This is a genomic window from Anaplasma phagocytophilum, assembly GCF_023476575.1.
Lineage (GTDB): Bacteria > Pseudomonadota > Alphaproteobacteria > Rickettsiales > Anaplasmataceae > Anaplasma > Anaplasma phagocytophilum_A.
Genome location: NZ_JAHLEX010000091.1, coordinates 1 through 4,763, shown reverse-complemented (window position 1 = coordinate 4,763; position 4,763 = coordinate 1). Strand labels below are relative to the sequence as shown.

The 4,763-nt window shown below is 37.5% G+C and carries 4 protein-coding genes; 3 read left to right on the top strand and 1 reads right to left on the bottom strand.

The features are described from left to right. Together glyS and dnaJ are read left to right on the top strand one after the other, a co-directional pair. A partial coding sequence (gene glyS / locus KPX09_RS04445; RefSeq protein WP_249549175.1) for a glycine--tRNA ligase subunit beta occupies positions 1–2,075 on the top strand: 2,075 nt, incomplete at its 5' end. Positions 2,076–2,152: 77 nt separating this feature from the next. Next, on the top strand, positions 2,153–3,301 hold the full coding sequence (dnaJ, locus tag KPX09_RS04440; protein WP_249549174.1) for a molecular chaperone DnaJ: 1,149 nt from the start codon (positions 2,153–2,155) through the stop codon (positions 3,299–3,301). Positions 3,302–3,333: 32 nt separating this feature from the next. Here the strand turns inward: dnaJ and nadC are convergent, their stop codons facing one another. Beyond that, the gene (gene nadC / locus KPX09_RS04435) at positions 3,334–4,152 is read right to left on the bottom strand and encodes a carboxylating nicotinate-nucleotide diphosphorylase (protein WP_249549173.1); all 819 of its coding nucleotides are present in this window, start codon (positions 4,150–4,152) and stop codon (positions 3,334–3,336) included. 112 nt (positions 4,153–4,264) lie between these two features. Here nadC and plsY point away from each other — a divergent pair. Further along, on the top strand, positions 4,265–4,763 hold a 499-nt coding region (plsY, locus tag KPX09_RS04430), incomplete at its 3' end, for a glycerol-3-phosphate 1-O-acyltransferase PlsY (RefSeq protein ID WP_249549172.1).

Genomic DNA, 4,763 nt, shown 5'->3' with positions numbered 1-4,763 from the left:
GCGAACAGATGCCCTCTAAAATGCTCGATATTGCATTGGGCTATCTGAAAACTACCATCTGTTCTGGGTTTAGTAAGTTTGGTATAGATAGTAAAAAATCTAGAACTCTAGTCTCGGCAAATCGCATATGTTTTATTGCTGAAGGATTGGCGCAGGGTAATTCATTAGAAAATAAGGAAATTAAAGGACCGAGAGTGTCGTCTTCTCAAGAATCTATAGCGGGATTTTTGAAAAAGGTTGGGAAGTCAGAAGTTGGAGAACTTGAGGTACGTAACATAGGTGGAGTTGAATTTTATTATTCTGTACGGGAATCCGTAGGTATAAATAATCTCAATGAGAAGGTATGTGAAATTATACAGGATGCCGTAGATAATTTTCCTCTGCACAAGAGAATGAAGTGGGGGTGTGGAGTTGGAGAATGGGTGCGTCCGGTTCTAAACGTCGCGTGCGTGCTAGGTGGGGCAGTAGTTCCTATAACAGTGGCTAGGAGTAAAGCTAATAATATAACTTATGGAAATATTAGGTTTGCGAAAACTCCTCATACTATAAATGGAGTGGATGGCTATTTATCATTCTTGTCTGAGAACATGGTTATGTTGGACCATGAGGAAAGGAGAAGAAGCATATTAAGGCAATTGAATGAGAAAATTGCTGGTACCCTTCTTAAGTATGATGTTAACGATAAAATACTAGATGAGCTAAATGGAATGCTTGAGCATCCTAAGGTGTTACTAGGAAGTGTTGATGAAAAATTTATGTCACTGCCTAGAGAGGTAATCGCATGTGTATTAACTAAACACCAAAGATGCTTGGCTATTTATGATGAAAATGGAAGAATAGTTAAATTCGCTTCTGTAGCTAGTGTTATCAATGAAAGGGTAATAAAAATTCATGAAATGGTATTAAGAGCAAGGCTTTCCGATGCCATGTTTTTAATAGAAAAGGATAAGCAATATGGTTTGGATAGGTATCGGGAGCAGCTTGCAAGTATAGTATTTAAGAGAGATTTGGGCTCAGTACTCGATAAAGTTAATAGAATATCTGCTCTTGCAAAATACGCTTCAGTATGGGTACCTAGGGCGCATATGTTGGAAGTGGAGAGAGCATCTTTGCTTTCTAAAGCTGATCTTGCTTCGCTTATGGTTAAGGAGTTCCCTGAATTACAGGGGAAAATGGGAAGGTATTACGCACAACATGCTGGGGAAGAAAGTGCAGTGTGTGATGCGTTGGAAGAGCACTATTTACCTAGTAGTCAACAGGATAAATGTCCTTCTTCTCCTATAGGTATTGCTTTATCAATTGCGGATAAGGTAGATACTTTGGTGGGGTTAATGGCTACTGAGAGGATAAGTGGTTCTCGTGATCCTTTTGCGCTACGTAGAACTGCAATAGCTTTGCTGAGAGTTATAAAGGAAAATTGTATATCGATACCGTTAGATCTTATGGTGTCGAAGTCCGTATCTTTCTATCTTTGTGATGCGAAGAAGAATAAGGATCTAAGGTCAGTATTTAGAAGTATTGATGTTGATTGTATAACTTCTTTGGTCTTAGATTTCTGTTATGAAAGATTGAAGATAATTCTCCGGGAAGAAGGGTTAGATAGGGATATCATAAACATCGTTGTGGGAGAGTTTCATGATATTTTATTGGTAAAGAAAAAAGCGGTTATATTGAGTGAATATCTGAAAACGGAGGATGGTAAAAACATACTGGCCGCTTATAGGAGGATAAGAAACGTACTATTGAAGGGTAGTGGTGTTCCTGTAAAGGAAAAGAGGATATGGTATAAGTGGTGTAGTGAAAAGCTTTGTGTTGAGAGTTGTGAAATAGAGTTATATAGAAAGGCGAAACACTGTGATGGGGTAATTAGCTCGGTACTTAAGGCTCATAGTTTTAGGGAAGCTATGGATTGTCTTGCTAACATGAGTGGTGTGGTAAATGCCTTTTTAGATAAGGTTAGGGTTCACGATGATGGTAGTGTTGAGACGCGTAAGAATAGAGTAAATTTAAGTTTATGGGTCGTAAGTTTGTATAATTCTGTTATAGATTTTAGTAAAATACCTAAGGAATCTTAAGTTGTGATATTGAATATCGCAACTTTGATGGCTACATATATTATGGCTTCTTTTTTATATGGTGTGAAGAAAATAAGATGGGAAGTGATGACTATTACGATTTACTAGGAGTAAGTAGGGGTGCTAGTGAAGAAGAGATAAAGAAGTCTTATAGAAAAAAAGTTTTTGATTACCATCCTGATAGAAATCCTGGAAGTAAAGAAGCTGAGGAGAAGTTTAAGAAGATTAGCGAAGCATACGATGTTCTAACGGATAGTGATAAGAGAGCGGCGTATGATAGGTATGGGCACAGTGCTTTTGCCAACGGTATGGGTGGAAATCAGGGTTTTACTGGAGGTTTTGAAGGTGGGTTCTCTACTGATTTTTCCGACATATTTAATGACTTCTTTGAGGGTGGTTTTGGTAAAACATCACGCCAGAACAGCCGTGAGAATATGCGTGGCTCTGATCTGAGATATGATATTGAAGTAACATTGGAAGATGCGTTTAAGGGGGTTAAGGTTCCTATAAGCTATGTAACACATGTGCAGTGTAGCCATTGTAGTGGTAGTGGTGGTGAAGGGACTGCAAAGTCTGTTAAATGTGGAACATGTAATGGTTCTGGAAGAATAAGGACACGAAAGGGATTCCTGACAATAGAGGAATTATGTCATACGTGTAGTGGTGAAGGGGAGGTAATAAAAAATAAGTGCAAACGTTGCGCTGGAAGTGGAAGAATAAGAAATGAAGTTGGAATTTTAGTTACTGTTCCAAGGGGAATAGAAAATGGTAACAAAGTAAGAGTTAATGGTAAGGGAGAAGCTGGTTATAGAGGAGCTAGGAGCGGAGACCTATACGTTTACGTTGTGGTAAAAGACCATAAGTTTTTTACAAGAAGGGGAATGGACTTGTATTGTAATGTACCAATTAAGATGACATTAGCGGCCTTAGGGGGAGAAATTGAAATGCCTTCTATTGATGGAACATGGACAAAGCTCAAGATACCTGAGGGAACGCAGAGTAATGATAAATTGCGTATGAGGGGTAAGGGTATGCCTGACATACAAGGAGGAGAAAGAAGGGGAGATATGTATGTACAGGTCACCGTAGAGACTCCTGTAAAGTTAACTAAGAAACAAGAAGAGATTCTCAAGCAGTTCGAAGATGAGTCTAATGCTAATAGCAGTCCAAAATTCTCAGGATTTTTTCAAAAGATAAAAGGAATTTGGAAGGATATAAGCTCGTAGGTTGAGTGTAACATCCTTTTTAGCTGTCTCTATCATATAACGTCTAGGCCTATGTCTTTGCATTTTACCGCATTTGTGATGCAACCTACGGATATATAGTCTACACCACATTCAGCAATAGCTCGTACATTGTCTAGATTTACTCCACCAGAAACTTCTATTTTTGAGCGCGAATTAACGATTTTTACTGACTTTTTTATGTGATCCAGAGACATGTTATCTAGCATTACCGTATTCACGTTGTTTATAACAGATTCCTCAACTTGCTCAGTAGTATCACATTCAACGATAATGATGACGTTACCCAATTTTTTTCTAACCTTATTAACACATTCAGATATACCGCTACAACTAGCTATATGATTGTCTTTTATCAATACTCCATCAAACAATCCAGTCCTAAAACTTTCTCCTCCCCCTACATGTACGGCATACAGGTCAAATTTCCTCAAACCAGGACATGTTTTCCTAGTACTGCGAATGATTGCATTGGTTCCATGTATGATTTCGACAAACTGTTTAGTCAAAGAGGAAATTCCAGAAGCACGTTGAATAAAGTTCAGTAAAACCCTCTCTACAGATAGAACCTTTGAAGCGATTCCTTCTCCTCTAAGTAAACAAGTTCCAGATTTCACTGGAGTTCCATCAACTTCAAGAGGATAAAAAGAGATATCTTCTTTGTGTAGCACGTTTGCCAAATCGGAAATAAACAGCATGCCAGAAACTATCAGTTCTTCTCTAGCATTTACCTCGAATTCAATCCTTTGGTTCCCAACAATACACTCAGTTGTAATATCACCAATAGTACCTAAGTCCTCTTCTAATGCACGTTGAATAATATATTCGAACATGTTAATAAACTTTCCCAAATATAGTATACAATAACACGACATAGATTGTATCATCTTTGTACTATTTAGTGAATTTGCTTATGAGGAAGATTTAGTGTTTTTAGCAATACTAATGGGAGCGTATCTCCTAGGTTCTATACCTTTTGCATACATACTTACAAAGTTTGTAACAAAGAAAGATATAAGGAAAATAGGTTCTAAAAATGTGGGAGCTACTAATGTTTTTAGAGTTAATAAAAAGCTAGCTGTGTTAGTTCTACTATTAGACATGGCAAAATCTGCAGTTTTGATATACTTGGTTAGTAAATACGGTATCGCTATTACAAGAGAAGAGCTATACGCAATAGGGTTATTTTCTGTGTTGGGTCACATATTCCCAATATGGTTAAAGTTTAAAGGAGGAAAGGGTGTAGCAACTGTAATCGGAGTCATGATACCGTTAAATTCTTTGATGCTAAGCATGTTTTTCATAACGTGGCTCTTCACCTTTAACAATACACGCTATGTATCTCTATCATCTATGGCATCTATAATAGTTACTATAGTATTGTGCTATCTAACAGAAAATCAAGCTGTAGCGCTTTTATATTCTACCCAAAGTGTATTGATTT

Bases quoted from the DNA above. Each gene is read 5' to 3' on its own strand.
- dnaJ (WP_249549174.1), top strand. From the start codon at position 2,153: ATGGGAAGTGATGACTATTACGATTTACTAGGAGTAAGTAGGGGTGCT.
- nadC (WP_249549173.1), bottom strand. From the start codon at position 4,152: ATGTTCGAATATATTATTCAACGTGCATTAGAAGAGGACTTAGGTACT.